Below are 20,952 nucleotides of genomic sequence, written 5' to 3' on the forward strand. Positions count from 1 at the left end.
TTACAAAAGGCGTTTTTTATACTATAACGGTAAAATTACTTTGATTTAGACACGTCAGTATCAGCCGTCTCATACATCGCATTAGAACGACCAACAATGAGTGAATCTATCTTACCAATCTTGTCAATATTCTTATTCTTATAGGTAAAACGATGCAATACAAAACGTAAAGCATTTAATCGTGCACGTTTTTTACAATTGGATTTAATCACCGTCCACGGCGCATCACTAGTGTCCGTATGGAAGAACATCGCTTCTTTTGCCTTCGTATAATCATCCCACTTATCTAAAGATGCCATATCAATAGGGGATAATTTCCATTGTTTTAAAGGATGTGATTTACGCTCACGGAAGCGACGGCGCTGTTCATCTCTTGTTACAGAGAACCAAAACTTAATTAAAGAGATACCACTACGCACAAGATTACGCTCAAACTCTGGCACTTCACGCATAAACTCCTGATATTCTTCATCAGTACAGAATCCCATAACACGCTCTACACCTGCACGGTTATACCAAGAACGGTCAAAGAGTACAATCTCCCCTTTTGTAGGTAAGTGCTGCACATAACGTTGGAAATACCATTGCCCTGCCTCGGTTTCAGTTGGTTTTTGAAGAGCAACAACACGTGCTGTACGGGGGTTCAAATGCTCCATAAAGCGTTTAATCGTTCCCCCTTTACCTGCGGCATCTCGTCCTTCAAACAAAATAACAATTCGGGATCCTGTTTCTTTCACCCATTGTTGAAGTTTTAATAATTCAACTTGTAAATTATATTTTTGAAACTCATAATTACGGCGAGACATTAAATAGCGATAAGGATAAACACCCATTTCTTGCCAGTTCTCAACTAACTCATTATCAGGATTATCTGATTTTTCACTTTCTAATTTACGCTTTTCTTCTTGTAAGAGTTTAAATAGTGCTCTTTTATCATCTAAAGATAACCCACCCAAAAGGTTCTTCACATTGGTTGAGTTTGTCTCCTGATCCAGTACACCAACAACTGCTGCACTTTCTTTATCAATTCTGGCACGAACACGATTTTTAACAACATTACGGCGAGTTTGTGCTTTCGTATTTCCTGTCGCAATATCTCCCTCAGAAGCATGACGACTAGTAACTTTTTTTGTTGCCATAGATTTTCCTTATGCTTGTTGAAATAAAAATAATCCCACATCTCTTTTAAGAGTGTTTTAAACGCATTTTACTCCTATTTGTTTATAAAATTGATGAAAAAGTATGTAAAATGATAAAACTTTCTTAACAAACCTCTTTTATAAAAGGGTTTTTAACACTTTCTACTTTCTCGTGATTATTTACGTTAAAATAAGTATAGGTATATTCTCCCTTAGCATAAAGATAAGATAAGCAAAAAACAGTAAAAATCGATTGCTTAATAAGATACTTCTTTATGCCAAACAATACTTTACAAAGAGGTAGGTATGATTAAAAATACATTAACCATTGCTGGGGTTGATCCTTCTGGTGGAGCAGGAACACTTGCTGATGTCAAAACGATGTCTGCTCTTGGCACTTTTGCTTGTGCAGTTATTGCCGCACTCACCGCACAAAATACGCAGAATGTAACAGGCATTCAGCCTATCCCTCCTGATTTTATCCGTTTACAGATAGATACCTTATTTCATGATGTCCGTATTGACGGGGTAAAAATTGGTATGTTAGGACAGACCCCCGTTATTCATACCGTAGCAGATAGTCTTGAAAAATATCAACCTCCTTTTGTTGTACTCGATCCCGTTATGGTCGCTAAAAGTGGTGATTTATTACTTGAAGAAAAAGCCGTTGCCTCTCTTATAGAGGTATTAATACCACAAGCCCATATGATTACGCCTAATTTACCCGAAGCAGGTGTCATTCTCAAAAGTAGCACACCAGAAAGTATTAAGGAAATGTATCATTTTGCGGAAAAACTCCATAAACGAATGGCTAGCTCTGATGAACGATGGGTACTCCTTAAAGGAGGGCATCTTCCTAGCCAAGATACAGTAGATTTACTGTTTAATGGCGATAAAATGATAGAGATTCAACACTCCAAGATTCAAACTAAAAATACACATGGAACAGGTTGTTCCCTCTCTTCTGCCATTTGTGCGTTACAGGCTCGATTACAAAATATTCCTCTCGCAACACAGCAAGCAGTTGATTTTATTTATCAATCTATTCAACATGCTGATGAATTAAGCGTTGGTCATGGTCACGGCCCTATACATCATTTTCATGCTTTATGGTCTCAATAGGTAAAATCATGCTTTAACCCTAAATAGCTTGGTGTTATCAGCCCAAATAAAGCACCGATAGATCATAATTCTCTTTAAGCCTAATATTACAAAACCTTAGTGATGTATTTTTGTTAGAATGGGTGATAAGATTTTAAGAAAGGCTTGTTTGATAGCGTTAATGACACATGGTTTTATCGCCTATTTCTTGATACACAAGCCTATTTTCTCTGTTTAACTTTTATTTTTAAAGCGTTTGTTATGAGTACTCTATCTCCTTTATTAGAAAAAAGTCGTTTCAATATGATTGCACAACAAATCCGCCCTGCTGGTATTTTAGATGAAAAAGTATTAGAAACCTTATCTACTTTATCTCGGGACGCTTTTGTCGATGAACAATACCAAAATATCGCCTATACCGATACAGAGATTCCTATTGTTGTAGAAGGCATCAAAACCAATGAAACAATGCTAACACCTATTTTAGAGGCACGTTTAGCAGAGGCACTTCAGTTAGCTCCCTCAGATACTGTACTTGAAATTGGTACAGGTAGTGGCTTTCAAGCAGCATTACTTGCTCAACTCTGTAAACATGTTACCAGTGTTGAGGTTGATCCTAAGATTGCCCAATTTGCTATTGCTAATCTACAAAAAAACCATATCACCAATGTTAAGGTAGAAATCGGTGATGGTCAAAATGGCTGGGGAACAACAGAGTTTGATGCGATTGTGGTAACTGGCTCATTACCAGAAATATCAAATACCTTAAAATATAAACTCGCGGAAGGCGGACGTTTAGTTGCCGTCATTGGTACTGGTCCTTCTATGTCTTTAGTGAGGGTTACTCGCCAAAGTGCCACTGATTTTACGGAAGAGCATTTATTAGAGACCTATATTAAACCTCTAAATGGCCCCCATATTTCACATTTTAAATTTTAAGTAAGCTATACTGCTACTTTTTCTAAATATGCGTACTAGTATTTCTTCAAATTAAACGAAGTAGCAGAAACTAATAGAGAAGCTACCTAAAACTTAAATTTTCAAAGGTAAAACCTATAGAGTAAAAAACACCCCAAGGTAAATACTCAAAGGGACGATTCTACAGAAAATAGGATAAAAGGGAATGGTTATTCTATTCCCTTTTGTGCATGATATTTCTATCTTTTTAAAAAGAGATACCTTTTAAATTCGTAACTGATTTATCCCTAGTAAATTAAAGGCAAATCCCTTTCTTAATAAGCCATTCTTTTGTATGATTACTATTAGAAAGAGGAAGATTTATCCTCTCTTTTCTATTGTAAAATAACATTTCCTGTCCCCTATAACTTAATATTTAATATGGATACAACAACCTCCACATCAATAAATGCCACTATACAACGGCAAAAAGCGGCAAGCAAATCGACATGGGTAAGTGTTATTGTTAATATTTTCTTATGCGTTGTACAAATTATCACAGGGTATCTTACGGCATCCAGTGCGTTAGTAGCTGATGCTATTCATTCACTATCTGATTTAATCTCTGATGCGGCCGTACTCATTGCAAATCGTTTTGCTAACATCCCTCCTGATGAAAACCACCCCCACGGCCATTATCGTTATGAAAATATAGCCAGTTTCTTTATTGGTTTATTATTACTGAGCGTTGGTCTGGGGATGATTTGGAATAGTGTTCATCAGCTCTTATTAAGTGAGAAAACACCAACTGATATACACTATGCAGCCCTCTTTATTGCTCTTTTTGTACTCATTGCCAAAGAGGGTTTATTTCGTTATTTATTAGCGATTGGCAAAAAAGTCGGTTCTACTATGCTGATAGTGAATGCATGGCACGCTCGCTCAGATGCTTTATCTTCACTCATTGTTTTTATTGCTATTATTGCCTCTATCATGGGGGTTTTATGGGCAGACAGTGTTGCTGCCTTATTAGTTGGTGCAATGATTGCTCATATGGGGCTTCAATTTACATGGAATGCTTTACAAACCCTAAGCGATCTTGCCGTTAGCCCAGAGGAACAGCAAGAAATAGCTAAAATCATTCAACAGACCGAAGGGGTTATTCAATTTCATCAGCTCAAAACACGAAAATCTGGTGATTTTATCCATGTTGAGGTACATTTAGAGTTTCCTGAAGAAACCACTATTAAAACAGCACATGATATAGGATTAGCTGTTAGCCATCGCTTAAAAGCAAAAGGTAATATTATTGATGTGACAACACATTTTGATCCTATTTCTACAGATCATCATTCTTTAGATTAAAGAATTTCTTATCAATTGGGCTTATTAAAACCCTATTACAATAAACCTCAGAAAACTTCTAACACTTTTATATAAACCAAGGTATCTTAATCCTTCTAAGCATCATTAAGATACCTCTTTTCTTGATTAAAAATATGATACGATTAGATGAATAAATAAAGAAAAAACTAAGTAAAAATTAATTCTCTATCGCTTATTTAGATAAAATTTACAATATTAATATCTAAACCATTTTCCAACATTTCTTCTAGTTTAGGCGCATTCTGTTGAAAAAATAAAGAGTTCAGATGAGCATCTAACTCCACTTGACTTGTCCAGCGTTCAATAAAACAATAATGTCTTTCTTTTCCTGAAACAACACCACAATCATAGCTTTGGCAACCTACATGAGTTCGACTTTCAGAAATAAACTGTTTTACCAAATTTTCAAATTTTGCTTCAAAGCCTTGCTTTACTTGGCAAATTGCGTAAACACCAATCATTATTTACTCCTTTTTAATCATAAAGAATTAGTTAATTCTATCACTATTTTTACGCATTAAAAATGGCTCTACTACCGTCCAAACTACTTGAAACAATATAATACTGATATTGTCATTCAAGCTATCATAACATCACCTAATAATCCTGATAATATAGTGTATCCTCTAAGCAAAATGGCATACACTAATTTGTACACCTCCTAATTATTTGGCTTGTAACCTTATCAATCAAGTAGATGATTTGCCAAATGCACTTGCTGATACCGACCATCACGCAATCGAATAATCCATCCATCTAATTCCATTTGTAACAAACGAGCCGCTATCTCATCTAACGCAAGAGAAGAAGCTTGTTGTAACGCCATTAATTCCGTTGGATCAAATCCCATTAAATCCAATAATTGTTGATTGATAGGGTCTATTTCTTTATTCGATTGTTTTGCATCAGGTTCTGGTGCTTTATGATGAATAGGGTAGCCTAACTCTTCTAAAATATCTTGCCCTGTTTCAACTAATTTTGCCCCCTGCCGTATTAAACGATGACAACCACGAGACAAAGGAGAATGAATTGAACCAGGAATGGCAAAAACATCTTTCCCCATTTCACTTGCCAATTGAGCCGTAATTAAAGAACCACTTTTTTGAGCTGCCTCTACCACAACAACACCTTTGGATAGCCCTGCTACAATACGATTACGCATCGGAAAATGAAATGCTTGTGAGCGTGTATCCAAGGGAAACTCTGTGACTAAAGTCCCTTGTTCCCGAATACGCAAAGCTAAGTTTTTGTGTTCTGCTGGATATAAACGGTTAATTCCTGTTCCCATAATGGCAATCGTTGCCCCTTCTTGACCTGAAGCAAGTGCCCCCTCATGAGCTGCTGCATCAATACCTAAGGCTAAACCACTAATAATACTCCATCCTTGTTGAGCAAGATATTTTGCAAAAGCATGTGCATTTTGTACTCCTCCCAGAGTAGCATTTCGTGAACCCACTATCGCTAAAGCTGGTTTCTGAAAAGCCGCTAATTGACCATCAACATAAAGCACGACTGGGGGATCATGTGTATCCAATAAAGATTGAGGGTAATGCTTATCAGCTAATGTTAAGAGATAATGATCTTTTTTTTGCAACCATTCCTTAGTTTGTTCAATCTTTGCTAGTATTTCAGATGAGCATGGTGCACTTAGCTGACGGGCTAACTGTTCACCCACAACGGTTATTAACGCCATATATTTTGCTTCAAAAATGGCTTGCGGCAGACCAAACCGAAGTAATAAATTCTTAGCTGTCACCGAACCAACTCCTGGCTCTAGGGTTAAACGTAACCAAGCATTTAGCTCCTCATCTGATAAGACTGCTGTATTTTGCATAAACAAATCCCTTGAAATTTAGGAAAATATACTTATTATAAAATTGATTTATCCTTTTTAATATGGTGATGAATCAACTTATCCATTCGTATTTCTACTATAATCTCTTTTTTATTGATACGATTATTATTCATTATGGCATTACTTCCTATCTTACATTATCCTGATGCACGCCTACATACTGTTGCAAAACCCGTTGAAAAGGTTGATGACCGCATTCGTCAAGTTGTCAAAGATATGACAGAGACAATGTATGAGTCTTCTGGTGTAGGTTTAGCTGCCACACAAGTAGATATACATGAGCGTATTGTCGTTATTGACGTATCAGAAGAAGGTAATGATTTACGCGTACTGATTAATCCTGAAATTACATGGAAAAGTGAAGATACCATTATCTATGAAGAAGGGTGTTTATCTGTCCCTGGGATTTACGATAAAGTAACTCGCTCTGCTAAAGTAAAAGTAAAAGCGCTCAATGAAAAAGGTGAAGAATACGAATTCCATGCAGAAGGATTACTAGCTGTATGCGTTCAACATGAATTAGATCACCTAATGGGTAAAGTATTTATTGAACGATTATCTGCTTTAAAACAAAGTCGTATCAAGACAAAAATTAAAAAACAAGCTAAACAACAAGCATAATCAAAAGGTTAATCTCTGAAAGCTATTTATTATCTGTTTTCAGAGATTTTTTTGCTAAACAAGAAAACCATATTAATAGTATTAAAAAATTTTAGCGTCAAGCAAAGTAAGTACTTTGAACATATAATATATCAGCGGTAGTTCTGTACTACTTTAGTGTTTTATACTATCATCTGAATCAATAATTTTTCTTTCATGTAAAATATCTTTTATAAATTAAAAAATTATTTATTATTTTGAATTTCAAATAATCTTTGATATAAAAAGAGGTATTTATGTTCCAACATGTTGCTTACTATGCAGGGGATCCCATTTTAGGTTTAGTTGATAAGTTTAATGCTGATCCTCGCCCCCATAAAGTTAATCTCAGCATTGGTATTTATTTTGATGAAAAAGGTAAACTACCCGTTTTATCATGTGTACGTACCGCAGAAATTGAGCGTGCAAGAGAAGCACAACCGCGTAGCTATCTACCCATGGAAGGTTTAGCAAGCTACCGACAAGCTATTCAACATTTTGTTTTTGGAAAAAACAACCCTGCTTTACTTAACAACCGTATTGCCACTATTCAAACTATCGGTGGATCAGGCGCACTCAAAATAGGCGCTGATTTTCTCCATCAATGGTTTCCTCATGCTAAAGTCTATGTAAGCGATCCTACATGGGATAACCATAAGAGTATTTTTGAAGGAGCGGGATTTAGTGTTAGCACATATCCTTACTATGATGCTCAAACCATTAGTGTTAAATTTGAAGAAATGGTTAGCTTCTTCAAAACACTACCAGCAGATAGTATCCTTATCCTACACCCTTGCTGTCATAACCCAACAGGCGTAGATCTCAATCCTCAACAATGGGATGAGGTACTCCAGATTATCCAAACCAATAAACTGATTCCTTTTATGGATATTGCTTATCAAGGCTTTGGTGATAGTTTTGAAAAAGATGCCTATGCTATTCATAAAGCGATTGAGATGGGCTTATCATTTTTTGTTAGTAACTCTTTTTCTAAAAATCTATCACTATATGGTGAACGTGTTGGTGGTCTTAGTGTTGTTTGCCCCTCAACAGAAGAAGCGCAATTAGTCTTTGGTCAGCTTAAAGCAGGTGTTCGCCGTATTTACTCTAGCCCCCCTTCTCATGGTGCTTATATTACGGCTCAAGTCATCAATACTCCAGCACTTTTCCAAGAGTGGGAACAAGAAGTTGCGCAAATGCGAGAACGGATTAAAACTATGCGTCAACAACTATACCAAACACTTAAAACAAAACTACCTCATCGTTCATTTGAGTATTTTATCCAACAACGTGGTATGTTTAGTTATACAGGTTTAACACCCGAACAAGTTCAACGCTTACAAGATGAATTTGCCATTTACCTAGTCGGCTCTGGACGTATGTGTATAGCAGGGTTAAATACAAGCAATATTGAGTATGTAGCAAATGCCATTGCAGAGGTACTTGCTTAAAACCTATCTCTATCTAAAAAAGAGAAATAGTCTATTTAACTATTTCTCTTTTTTGTTATATACAAAGTATTGCTTATCTATTCTATTTCTTCTACAGCAGTGAATATATTGACTAAATAAATAGATATTTTATAGGTTTAATAGACTTAAACATAGAAGCATAACATTCTAATAAGTTTAAGATAAAGATATACACTACCATACTTTGCTTATCATTTTCCATCTATCTATAACAAGATAATAAAGCCCATTTAAGAATAATATTCTTATTATTTATGCTAGGGATAGCCACACTATTTAACTATTTTAGGAATATAAAATAAGTCATGTACACACGTTTTAGCCATTTCTTGTGCACGTTGTAGTTATACGCACACGTTTTAGCCGTTTCTTGTGCACGTTGTAGTTATACACACACGTTTTAGCCGTTTCTTGTGTAGATAAGTTTTATAAACTGGGTGTTAAAAACACAGTACAAAAAAGGTCGGAATAGATACTATTCCAACCTTTTAATTTATTATTAATGAGTATGTATATAACTAACCTTTTATTGGTAAGCTATATACATCACTAGATTACCACTGATAACCAATACCAGCGGATGCTCCTACATCTCCTCGAGTATTTGCATTACCTTGCGCTTTAATGATAATCTTACCGTTATCACTAATTCGCGAGAAACCTACTGCTACAGCACCTTCATTTTTGTAAGTCCCTGCTGAAGCAGCCAACATAGACTTACCAGGAAGGAAGGCTTGTGGTAAGCCTACTGCCGCATTGGCTCCTGCAATACCAGCACGAAGGTCTTTATTATTACGGTCAATTCGGTTATAAATATCACCAGTTCTTTGGTTCAATTGATTAACATTCACCGCATCAGTACCATTCACACCTGGTGCAACATTGGTAATACGCTGACCACCTCCACTAATACCGCTTGAGGTAATACTTGGACCATTATTAATCGTTAAACCACCTTGATTCAAGGTTGTACCGCCAATATTGACACTACCATTACTATCCAATGTTACGTTATTGGCCAATTGGGTTTTTAAGCCTCCTTTACCATCATTAACAACACGGATATTATCCTTGGTAGTAGCATCTTTAGCACCACCCGTAATATTTAAGTTAGAACCCAGTGTACGATTCACCGTAATACCATCATCGCCCGTAAATTTAAGACCATCATCCATTGTGGCAACTTCACGGGTAGTATTATTCCCATCAGTATATTTAATACGGTCAATTTCTTTACCCGCATCTTTTTCAGCAACAGTTGTTGATCCTTTTTCTGGTTTAAGGGTAACACTTGATCCAGCCTTACCATCTGCACCACGAGGACCTGTTAGACCAATAGATCCATCTTTACCGTTGATAACTACTGATGAACCATCTTTACCATTTACTCCGATAGTACCATCAACACCGTCTTTGCCAGCTTTTCCTACAGTAACAGAATTAGCTTTCAAATCTTTGTCTAAGGCAACAACTACCTTACCATTTTTGGTAATAGTTTTAACGTTCTCAGCACTATAGTTAGTATCGGCTTTTGTACCCTCACCCACAATCTCAAGTTTTTCACCTAAATTTTTGTGGATAACTGAACCAGACTGCGTACCAAAGTCTAAACCTTTATTAACAAGCTCTTGCTTAGTATTATGCAACTGTGAACCATTGATAGCATCTTTAGATGTTGAACTAATCTCACCATCAGCAACATTAACAACTTTATTACCACCGTTATCTAAACCTTTATTAGTTAAGGTCACGTTGTTTTTACTACTATCCGATGCTTTGATAGTAATACCACTATCATTCATGGTTGTATTGCCTGTGGTTACAGTCGTGAAATCAACATTATCTTTTGTTTTCACAGTATATGTCGTGCTACCATCAGCATTTTTAGTTGGTGTCACTTCCATATTTTTACCTGCTTCAACTTTTGCTGTCGCTTGTGTCAGACCATCTTTTAACTGTTTAACATTAACTGCATCAGTATCAGCTTCACCAGCTTTCACGTTAGTGATCTTGTTACCATCAACACTTAAGTTACCGCCAGAGATGGTTGTTCCGCCCTCTTTAAACTCAAGTTTTTGACCATCTTTATTTGAGATAGAATCAATATTTTTCAAGTCTTTTGCAAGTTGAGCTTCTAAAGTGCCGTTTCCATCAGCTTTTACATTAATATTACCGCTTGCTGATTTAAAGTTTTCAGAATCCTCTTTACTAACCCCCTCACCTTTAATAGTAACGAGAGAGTTAAGTGTATGGTTATTGACTACGCCATTATTGCCAGTAAATTTCAAGCCATCATTAAGTGTTGCCACTTCTTCTCTTGTAATATTACCCGCATTATCTTTAGTTTCATAAACCATACGCGTTTTAGTGTCACCATCTTTACCATCAACACCAGCCTTACCCTGTGCCATAGTAATAGATCCACTAGAACCATCTTTACCATTGATGCCGATAGTACCGTCTTTACCATTCAAGGCTATGCCATCTTTACCATCAGCACCTTTCAAGCCAATAGAGCTATCTTTACCACTGATAGTAACACCATCTTTACCATTTTCACCTTTAACAGTAATAGTCCCTGGTTCATTATTATTACCGATAGTGACATCTTTATCTAAACCAATTTGTAATTTAGATTTGCCATCTTCAGTAACAACTTTAGTGGTTACACTGCCATCACCTTTTACAGTGACGGTTTCACCAAGTTTGGCTTTAACATCCTGACCTTTTTCATCGGTTAGACCAAAGCCACCACCTTTTGAAGGGTCAGTAATACTATTAACAGATTCTTTTAAGTCACCCACATTGACCGCATTATTTAATGTATCACCTGTAGCATTTGCTAAAGATACTTTATTACCACTAGCGTCTTTCAATCCACTATCAACATTAACAATTTGGTTACCACCATTGTTTAGACCTTTGTCGGTTACACTAACTGTCTTATTAGCAGGCGCATCTTTTGATGTAATCACTAAACCATTACCATCAATCACAGATTTACCGCCCATATTATTGATAAATGTTGCACTCGTTAAATCTTGTAGCTGTTTAGCCATTTTAAGAATTAATCGACCGTTTTCATTATCAACTCGTAAGTTTTTATCTGTTACATCAGCATTTTTACCAAGGCGACCTAAGATTTCTAGCTCTTCATTCAGTTTCTTAGCGATAGATTCACCCGTATCGCCTTTGAAACGTAAACCATCATTAAGGGTTGCCACTTCTTCGGTAATGGTTTTGTTCGGGTCTTTCGGATCTTTGGTTTCGTAAACAATACGTGTTTTGCTTTCACCGTCTTTTCCGTCAACACCTGCTTTTCCATCAGCACCTTTAATGGTTAAACCATTTGCTCCATCCTTACCATTTAAGCCGATTGAGCCGTCTTTACCATTAATAACTACTGATGAACCATCTTTACCGTTCACACCGATAGTACCATCAACACCATCTTTACCGTCAGCACCTTTTTCACCAACAGTCACTTTATTGGCGGTTAAGTCTTTTGCTAGGGCAACAACAACTTTACCGTTTTCAGTGATAGTTTTGATGTTAGTTGCATCATATTCGGTATCTGCTTTTTCTCCCTTACCCACAATCTCAAGTTTTTCACCTAAGTTTTTATGGATAACAGCATCACTACCTGTTGATTGCGTACCAAAATCCAAACCTTTATTGATTGTATTGGTTACATTATAAAGCTGTGAACCATTAACAGCATCTGTAGAGTTCGCGCTTACATCACCCGCTTGAACATGCGTGATTTTATTACCATCAACACTTACATCACCGCCTTTAATGGTTGTACCACCATTTTGATTGAATACGATACTTGATTTACCATTGGTAATAGATTCAATACCGTTAAGGTTTTTAGCTAAACGGGCAGTCAAGTTATTAGAACCATCAGAAATAACACCAATGTTATTTTCTTCCGACAGTTTATTTCTATCGGTAATACCACCGACAACATTGACTTGTTCATTTAAACGTTTTTTGATAACACTTGTATTTGCAATGGCATCACCATAGTATTTCATACCATCATCATGCGTCGCTACTTCATGTTCTTTACCATCTTTATCTTGGTAAACGATACGGGTGATACCATCTTCGCCGTCAACACCAGCTTTACCTTTTTTAACAGAAATATCAGCCGTTGCATTTTGTCCGTCTTTACCAGCAGGACCTGTTAAGCCAATATGACCAACACCATCTTTACCAGAAATAGATACGGCATCTTTACCGTCTTTACCACTGATTCCGACTTTACCATCTTCACCATTTTGACCGTTAGGGCCAGTAATAGTCACACCATCTTTACCATTTTGACCATCTTTGCCATTCACAACGATTTTGTCTAAATTCGTTAATTCTGAATCTAGGCTATAGGTGTATTGTTGGTTTTCACCATTGATAGTCTGTTTAACAGATAAATTCTTACCTGCGGCAAAGGCAACTTCATTTCCTGGTTTTACAACAGTAGAAGTAGCAGTATCAATTAATTTACCACCATCTGCTTTTGCAGTAGCTTTCCAACCACTACTATTAATTGCTTTGGAAATGTCCTCTGTGGTGGCAATACCATTTTTACCATCAGTACCATCGGCACCTTTAGTACCATCAGCCCCAGCTTTACCATCTTGACCAACAGCAATTTTACCAATAGTCACTGCATAGTTCACAACGCCATTATCAGCAACACTTGCCGTTAGGTAATCACCCGTAGCTTGGAAATCTAAACCTTTTTGTAAAGTCGTTTGTTTCGCCGATGTTGCATCTCCATTAGCTTTATATGTTAATTCGGCGGTTTGTTCCACTTTATCCTTAGAAACGCTTACTTCATAAGTAGCATTTGGATCACCAAATTTTTGACCATTTTGAGGCGTTACCGTTGCTAAGTTATTGGCATCATCTGCCGCTTTCACTTTTTCTGTTGAAACCGAAGCATTGACAACTTTATTTAGTTGATTAACATTAACGGCATCCGTACCATCTGTCCCTTCAGCAACATTAGTAATCTTATTACCACCGTTATTGAGACCATTATCTGTTAACGAAACCGTTTTGGTCGGATTATTCGAATTAATGGTAATACCACTACCATTGACGATCGTTGTTTTATCGCCGTCTTTAAACTCAGCACTGGTTAGATCTTTAAGCGTTTTGGCTAATTTCACCGTTAAAGAACCATTGGCATCACCGATTACACCAATATTGTTATCCGCCAGTTTAGTTGCGTCAGTCTCCCCACCAACAATACTTAATGTCTCACCAAGTTGACGATTAACATTAACATTCGCATTATCACCTTTAAAATTCAGCCCTTTTGCAATATCATCTGTATTTTTGGTGATATTTTGCGTATTGTTCGTCACATTTTGGTTGGTAGCATACAGTTGTGAGCCATTGACGGCATCTTTACTATTTGCATCAACCGTTCCGTTCGCCACATCGGTAATCTTATGATTATCGACACTAACATCTCCGCCAGAGATTATCGTTTTACCATCCTTACCTAACTCAATTTTATGCGTACCGTTAGCGATAGAATTAATATCGGTTAGGTCTTTCTCTAATGCGTAGGTATAAGTATGATCACCGTTTGTCGCTACGTCTTGTTTAATATTTAAGTTTTGACCAGCCGCATAATTCACGGTGGTACCCGGTTTAACAATGGTAGCCGCAGCCGTTGAACCTGATGCCACGTTACCTGTTGCATTACCTAACCAACCTGAGTTGTTAATGATATCTACCACTGTTTTGACGGTTGCAATACCATCTTTACCATTAACACCCGGTTGACCCGGTACACCCGGCTTACCATCATTAATTGTTGGCGCTTCACCTAGTACCACGTCATATTTAACCACCCCATTTTTATCAACCGAGGCAGTTGTGTAGTTACCATTGACAAAATCTAAACCGTCTGACACTTTAACGCTTTGTTTCGTACTCGCATCACCATTCGATTTATACGATAACAAGGCATCGCCTAAGTTTTGAGCAATCGCATTAACGGTATATGTTTTCTGTCCTGTCGTTGCATCAGATGTTTCGTCAACTGTCACATTATCGCCGGCTTTCACCACTGTGCCTAAACCTGTAATCACTTTTTTACCTTCATTGGTAATATTAGTAAGGTTATTATCCGCGGCATTATCGATTTTATCCTTAGTTTCCTTCGTTAAATCGACAGCAACTTGGCTACCAGATGCTTTAGTTTCAACATATTTTTGGTTATCTCCTCCTACCACATCAAACTGCAAGCCACCTGCTTTATTAAGTTGCTGAGTTTCTGTTGCAGTATTTTTATCAGCACCTAGCTTAATCGTATTATTACCTAATTTATTTAGCTGATTAACATTAACGGCATCCGTACCATCTGTCCCTTCAGCAATATTAGTAATCTTATTACCGCCGTTATTGAGACCATTATCTGTTAATGAAACCGTTTTGGTCGGATTATTCGAATTAATGGTAATACCACTACCATTGACGATCGTTGTTTTATCGCCGTCTTTAAACTCAGCACTGGTTAGATCTTTAAGCGTTTTGGCTAATTTCACCGCTAAAGAACCATTGGCATCACCGATTACGCCGATATTATTATCCGCTAATTTAGTTGCATCAGTCTCGCCACCAACAATACTTAAGGTCTCACCAAGTTGACGATTAACATTAACATTCGCATTATCACCTTTAAAATTCAGCCCTTTTGCAATATCATCTGTATTTTTAGTGATATTTTGCGTATTGTTCGTCACATTTTGGTTGGTAGCATACAGTTGTGAGCCATTGACGGCATCTTTACTATTGGCATCAACCGTTCCGTTCGCCACATCGGTAATCTTATGATTATCAACACTAACATCACCGCCAGAGATAATCGTTTTACCATCCTTACCTAACTCAATTTTATTGGTACCATTAGAGATAGAATTAATATCGGTTAGGTCTTTCTCTAATGCATAGGTATAAGTATGATCACCATTTGTCGCTACATCTTGTTTAATATTTAAGTTTTGACCAGCGGCATAATTCACGGTGGTACCCGGTTTAACAATAGTAGCCGTAGCTGTTGAACCTGACGCTACATTACCTGTTGCATTACCTAACCAACCTGAGTTGTTAATAATATCTACCACTGTTTTGACGGTTGCAATACCATCTTTACCATTAACACCCGGTTGACCCGGTACACCTGCTTTACCATTACTAATTGTGGGCGCCTCACCTAGTACCACGTCATATTTAACCACCCCATTTTTATCAACCGAGGCAGTTGTGTAGTTACCATTAACAAAATCTAAACCGTCTGACACTTTAACGCTTTGTTTCGTATTCACATCGCCATTTGATTTATACGATAACGAGGCATCGCCTAAGTTTTGAGCAATCGCATTAACGGTATATGTTTTCTGTCCTGTCGTTGCATCAGATGTTTCGTCAACCGTCACATTATCGCCGGCTTTCACCACTGTGCCTAAACCTGTAATCACTTTCTTACCTTCATTGGTAATATTAGTAAGGTTATTATTGGCGGCATTATCGATTTTATCTTTCGTATCTTGAGTTAAATCAACGGTTACATCTGTACCACTGGCAGTTGTAGCCACATATTGAGCATTGTCACCACCTTTAACATTAAACTGTAAACCACCTTGTTTTGATAATGCTTGGTTATCCGTTGTTCCTGTATTACCACCTAATCTGATATTATTGTCACCAATCTTACTATCACCAACAAGTTTTAATTGCTCTTCAGTTGCTGCACGACCTGATTTGGCAAAGTCAGCACCATCAATAGTTTTATTGGTTAAACCAGTAATATCACCTCGGTTTCCATTCAGACTGATTGGGTTATTTCCAGCAATATTCACCACACCATTATCGGCAAACTCAACCTTACCACTACCCGTTTTGTTAGTGATAGATGTCACATCTGCTAAATCACCTTGTACATTAACTGCATATGTATCGGTCTCACCATCTGCACCCTTAGTGACAGTAGTGTTCTTACCATCAACCACTTTAATGGCTTTTTTCGCTTCATTACGGATAATAGTTTTACCACCTTCCGTAATATTCGTTAGGTTGTTATTAGCAGCATTATCGATTTTATCTTTTGTTTCCTTCGTTAAATCGACAGCAACTTGACTACCAGATGCTTTCGTTTCAACATATTTTTGCTTGTCTCCTCCTACCACATCAAACTGCAAGCCACCTGCTTTATTAAGTTGCTGAGTTTCTGTTGCAGTATTTTTATCTCCTCCTAATTTAATCGTATTATTACCCAATTTATTCAATTGACTAACATTGACGGCATCACTATCATTTGTACCATTTGCGACATTGGTAATCGTTTTATTACCCGCATTAATACCAGTATTAGTAACACTAGGACCATTTTTAATGGTTAAACCGTTATTATCTAAAGAAGTATTACCTGTCGTTACATTGGTAAAAGACACATTTTCTTTGGTAGCAACAGTTAAGTTTTTACCATCTTGAGTTACTTTAATATTATTACCCGCAATGACTTTAACCGTATCGCCCATTTTAACGGTTTGAGTTGTATTGCCTGTAACTTCACCTGTACCTGTTTGACCACTGGTAATATTCCAACCCTGCTCAACACGAGAAGCTACTGCATACAATTGTGATCCATTAATAGCGTCTGTAGAATTTGCATCAATATGGCCTGCGGCCACATTTTTAATTTGACGTTCTGAACCTCTACCACCGACACTGACAAATTTTCCAGCATCTGCAACTGCACCAACAAATCCCGTATAGATATATCCTCCAACTTCGGCTTGAGTAACTGTCTCAGTTGTATGAGAACCTTCTGTTTTTGAGTTATCCCCAAGCACGACTGACCCATTAGTCGCTGCCGTAATATTGTTACCTAAAACAACGGTATTTTCACCACTGACGGTATTATTTGCACCAATAGCAGTAGAACGACTTCCTGATACCTTGTTCCCAAGCCCAAGTGCTATACTTGCATTAGCCGAAACATTTGCCTCACGACCTAGCGCAATGGCATTTTCTGCTGTCGCTTTTGCTTGTGTCCCTTGAGCAATTGTATTATCAGCTGTTGCTTGACTACTACGACCAATAGAAATTGATTGATTACCCGTTACAACAGCACTACTACCTAGACCAACAGAGTTAGCTACACTGACTGCTTTCTCTCCATTGACATAGTTACCAATCAGTACGTTTCGATCATTATTAAGTGCATTACTACCTGTTTGAGGTCCCATAATGATGGAACGATCGTTTGTTGCGTTTGATCCTGCTAGGTGTCCCATTAAGATATTATTATCACCCTTAGAATTACGACCAGCTAGATTACCTATGGCAACGGTACCATCACCCGATAAGTTTTCACCAGCAGCCGCACCTATTAGCGTATTAGCGCCAGCACCAAATCCTTCAAAATTATTATTCTGACCATTATCTGATTTCACTCCCTTACCAGCACCATTACCAATCGCAATGTTCTGTACAGAACGACTATCCGCTATATTTTGTCCCGCTTCTCGACCAATCGCAATAGTCCCATAGGAAATCGTATCCTTACCCGCTTCCTTACCAATTAAAACACTTGGTGAACGATCACCATCTTTTGTCACGGAATTATTTTGTAAAGTTTGGTTCGCCTCGGTTAATGCACCAGCTTGATAACCGATAGCAACACTATAGTCTTTCTTAGAGCGTTGACCAGCTTCAGAACCAATATTTACATTATGAATATTCCAATTATCTTTTGTACCAACACCTGCATTTTCACCAATTGAAATATTACGACCGCCTTTAGTAGCTGCACCATCACCTATTGCAATATTGGCACGCTTACCTACTACGGCACGGTAAATAGGATTATTATTATTTTGATTAGCGTTAAAATAACTTCTTAACTCTTGCTCACTCGCAAATTTCTGATTCGTTGTTGGGTTAGTCAAATTTGCCCAATTACTAAAGTCATTATCAGAACCAGCCGCTGCATTTTTACCAATAGCAATAGAGCCATCATTAACATTTGAAATATTTGCACCTAATGCAATGGCATCTCTACCGGCAATTTTCGTACCTAAACCAATCGCTACTGAATTCTCTGCTGTAGTTGTCGTGCCAGCAAACTCACCCAATGCAATAGATCCCCTTGCTTTAGCACCTAAATTATCATAATTACTATTTACATCGGTTTGTCTATTCTTATCTGCATTCACACTGACATAGTTGGTTTGAGCAAGCTCAACCGCCTCTTTTACAGTGTTAAGCACTTTATTTTTAATGTAAAAGTCAGGCGCTTTATAGGTATAACGACCATTACCATCAATGCTATAACCCGTATAGTTATTACCAGCAATCGTACGGGCAAGGTTATCATTCACTTCTGATAATTGTTTAACATTCACCGCATCAGTATCTTCACGACCCGCTGCTAAATTAATTAAACGGCGCTCTGATCCTTTATTAGCAATAGCAACAACACCACGCTCAACATCAAAACCATCATTCGTATATTTTGCATTTCTGTTTTTAATGTCTTCTTGATTGATAATTGTACCGCTACCCAAAGCTAAAGAGTTATTCGCGTTAGATTGAGCCCCTTCCCCAATAGTCATCGCTCCTTTTCTAGTTGCTTTAGAGTCTTTACCGATGGTAATGACATTTTCATGTGATGCTTGGGCATTTGTACCAAAGGCAATAGAACTTGTGTTATTTGTACTTGCATTTGTACCGAAAGCAATTGAATCAGTCTCACGTGACATTGCTCCAACACCAAATGCAATAGAGTTTTCTTTGGCACCATAAGAATTAGAACCAAAAGCTACTGATGCCTTACCCATAGCAACCGCTTTTGAACCAAAGGCAATAGCTTTCTCCGCTACGTTATACCCTGGACGATATACATCTTCTTGTAAATACCCATCTCTTTCTTTAGAAAATCCTCCTGTTCTCGCCTCCGAACCAAACGCAAAAGAATCATCACCATTCGTTCTAGCACCCGTACCAAATGCAACCGAACGAGCACCATTTGATTGAGTATTATTTAATCCATCATATTTCGTTCTTTTCGCTTCCCCTCCTCCTGAGATACCGTCAAGCGTTCGAGGTGATGCATTACCAATCGCAATAGATTGATCCCCATTAGCAGTAGCCGAAGCACCAAAAGCAAAACTTGCAGTTCCTTTAGCATAAGCAACCGTACCAATTGCTGCAGAGTAATCACCAATTGCAGCTGATTGACGCATTATTGCCAAAGAGTTAAATCCTGCTGCACGAGCCGCGGTACCAATAGCGGTTGATCCTGTACTCTGTGCATTAGAGAATGAGCCAATAGCAGTAGCTAGTCCACCAGTAGCCCGAGAATAGTCACCTATTGCAACACCATTTGATGAGCCATCTCTTTGAACAGCACTACTCCTATTACCAATTGCAACGCCAAACGCATATTTTCCATCAGTCGCATATCCATCAGATTTATTACTTTGCTGATTAGCATCATCATAAGATTTATTACCAGGATTGTTATAATCGTATGGCCAAGTATTAGAACCACCAGCACCAGGTCTAGCATTAGCACTAGGGGTAGATTGCCCTTGACTTGCTGTACCCCCTATCTCAACATAAGCATTAGCTACAACAGGCGCTAATGCCAAAGGTACCACCGCTATAATTGTTTTTAATTTAAATGAGGGTGCGTTAAGTGAGGAACGAATTGACTCTTCTGAAGAGACTTTCTTCACAGCAGATACAGAAGAGACAGGTTTTGACTTAGACAATTCAGAAACAACCATCCATATTTGACGTACTTTACACCAAATGACCTTGAAAATTTTGTTCATAGTTATAATCCCATAAAAACAAAAACGCGATAATAAAATTAACTCTTTAAATCTCTTGGTATAGGTCTATCTTTTTTGTATTTTTAGAATAATAGGAGTCTATAAACTAAACTCTTCTATAACAAGCCTGTCTCATTTTTATATGTAGCTATCAGATAAGCATTCTAAATAACTCCTTGTTATATGGCGAATTCTATAGAGTTATTTATTTTTCATAAAGTAATAAGGAATAAATTCACAAATTTTTACATGAAACTCATCTTTTTGTTGTATTTTATGCATATAAAATACAATTTAAAAATAAAGTAATATTTTGATAATTATAGAAAAAATATAAATATTTTTAAATTTTATTTAATATATTAAAAATTTAAAATATTATCAAATGAAATATAAAGAAGTTTATATATTAACTTCTTATGTTATATTCGCCTGATATTAGGCTAACTTAAACCAGAAACTACGCCTCTTATTTAATATACAATTCAATATTTTTATAATTTAAGATTCAAATAAATATAGGGACTATCCTTATGTTATTACCTACCTTATCAGTAAAAACAACAACAGTCCCTATAATTTTCTAATATACCTAATTA

At 37.2% G+C, this 20,952-nt stretch carries 9 protein-coding genes; 5 read left to right on the forward strand and 4 right to left on the reverse strand.

Annotated features, from left to right (window positions below; translation table 11 throughout):
* Positions 1–35: 35 nt before the first annotated feature.
* Positions 36–1,139 (reverse strand): polyphosphate kinase 2, encoded by a 1,104-nt coding sequence (gene ppk2, locus F9B76_RS05550; protein ID WP_159991219.1) that lies wholly within the window; start codon positions 1,137–1,139, stop codon positions 36–38.
* A gap of 306 nt (positions 1,140–1,445) precedes the next feature.
* On the opposite strand from ppk2, the gene thiD reads away from it, so the two are divergent.
* From thiD to F9B76_RS05565, 3 genes are all read left to right on the forward strand, one after another.
* On the forward strand, positions 1,446–2,261 hold the full coding sequence (gene thiD / locus F9B76_RS05555) for a bifunctional hydroxymethylpyrimidine kinase/phosphomethylpyrimidine kinase (protein ID WP_159991220.1): 816 nt from the start codon (positions 1,446–1,448) through the stop codon (positions 2,259–2,261).
* A 240-nt stretch (positions 2,262–2,501) separates the two neighbouring features.
* Positions 2,502–3,179: a protein-L-isoaspartate O-methyltransferase family protein gene (locus tag F9B76_RS05560; RefSeq protein ID WP_159991221.1), complete on the forward strand. Its 678-nt coding sequence runs from the start codon at positions 2,502–2,504 to the stop codon at positions 3,177–3,179.
* 399 nt (positions 3,180–3,578) lie between these two features.
* Positions 3,579–4,502, forward strand: coding sequence for a cation diffusion facilitator family transporter (locus F9B76_RS05565; protein WP_159991222.1), 924 nt, complete (start codon positions 3,579–3,581; stop codon positions 4,500–4,502).
* A gap of 197 nt (positions 4,503–4,699) precedes the next feature.
* Here F9B76_RS05565 and F9B76_RS05570 read toward each other — a convergent pair whose 3' ends face one another.
* The gene (locus F9B76_RS05570; RefSeq protein ID WP_159991223.1) at positions 4,700–4,984 is read right to left on the reverse strand and encodes a putative quinol monooxygenase; all 285 of its coding nucleotides are present in this window, start codon (positions 4,982–4,984) and stop codon (positions 4,700–4,702) included.
* Positions 4,985–5,208: 224 nt separating this feature from the next.
* Complete coding sequence (gene dprA / locus F9B76_RS05575; RefSeq protein WP_159991224.1) at positions 5,209–6,357, reverse strand: DNA-processing protein DprA; 1,149 nt, start codon at positions 6,355–6,357, stop codon at positions 5,209–5,211.
* A gap of 135 nt (positions 6,358–6,492) precedes the next feature.
* Here dprA and def point away from each other — a divergent pair, with 135 nt between their 5' ends.
* On the forward strand, positions 6,493–6,999 hold the full coding sequence (gene def / locus F9B76_RS05580; RefSeq protein ID WP_159991225.1) for a peptide deformylase: 507 nt from the start codon (positions 6,493–6,495) through the stop codon (positions 6,997–6,999).
* 275 nt (positions 7,000–7,274) lie between these two features.
* Positions 7,275–8,468, forward strand: a complete 1,194-nt coding sequence (locus tag F9B76_RS05585; RefSeq protein ID WP_159991226.1) for an amino acid aminotransferase — start codon at positions 7,275–7,277, stop codon at positions 8,466–8,468.
* 575 nt (positions 8,469–9,043) lie between these two features.
* On the opposite strand, the gene F9B76_RS05590 is transcribed toward F9B76_RS05585, so the two are convergent.
* Complete coding sequence (locus F9B76_RS05590; RefSeq protein ID WP_159991227.1) at positions 9,044–20,353, reverse strand: YadA-like family protein; 11,310 nt, start codon at positions 20,351–20,353, stop codon at positions 9,044–9,046.
* Positions 20,354–20,952 lie beyond the last annotated feature (599 nt).

Source organism: Pelistega ratti (genome assembly GCF_009833965.1).
Taxonomy (GTDB): Bacteria; Pseudomonadota; Gammaproteobacteria; order Burkholderiales; family Burkholderiaceae_B; genus Taylorella; species Taylorella ratti.